This is a genomic window from Halapricum hydrolyticum, from assembly GCF_025517535.1.
GTDB classification, from domain to species: domain Archaea; phylum Halobacteriota; class Halobacteria; order Halobacteriales; family Haloarculaceae; genus Halapricum; species Halapricum hydrolyticum.
The window spans coordinates 1-691 of the sequence record NZ_JAOPKC010000057.1 but is presented as its reverse complement, the minus strand read 5'-3'; the positions used below and the strand labels follow the sequence as shown (position 1 = coordinate 691).

The window sequence follows — 691 nt, the reverse complement described above, 5'->3', positions numbered from 1 at the left end:
GGTCGCGTTAACTTTGGCGTGAGTTGTGATAGACAGCGAAGGCTTCGAGCCACTCTTCAGCTGTCTCTAGCTCGACATGGCTGAAACTATTTGCAAACGATGATGTTCTCCGTTCTACCTCCCAGAAGACACGTTCGATAGCATTCCGATTTCCATGTGACAATATCTGAAATCGGTAGCCATCTTCGGCCAGTACTGGACCGAGATAATTGGCGTCGTCAACGAGAAACAGCACGTTGTCGAGCTGATAGCGACGATGTAGCTCATCCAGAAACCACCGCGTTGTCTGTTTTGTTGCTGTCGGAAACAGACTGACGTGGAGGATTTCGTTCGTCTGGGGATCGACAGCGCCGTACAGCCAAAACTCTTGACCGTGCAGGCGGATCATCTTCTCGTCGACCGCAAGTTGATCCGCAGTGACCGTCGAGATTGGCTGTAGATTGGCTTTATGAACCCACTCGTGGATTGCCACATGACTCCGCTGGACTCCCAACTTTTCGAGAAACTGACTGGCATCCCGTAATGACATACCTGCCAAGTGACACCGGATGCCCACTTGAATCGCCCACTCGGGAGTCCGATCTCGCTCCACAAACGACAAGTCTATCCACGCGATACTCTCGCTGAGGCGGTCGATTTCTGCCATAGACACTCAGAACTCGTCCGCCTCATCCTCTAACTTAACGCGACC

The 691-nt window shown here is 52.2% G+C and carries 1 protein-coding gene; it reads right to left on the bottom strand.

Going from position 1 to position 691, the window contains the following annotated elements:
• Nucleotides 1-7 precede the first annotated feature (7 nt).
• A complete protein-coding gene (locus OB916_RS16945) occupies nucleotides 8-646 on the bottom strand; it encodes an IS6 family transposase (protein WP_315910474.1) in 639 nt (212 codons plus the stop codon).
• Nucleotides 647-691: the final 45 nt, after the last annotated feature.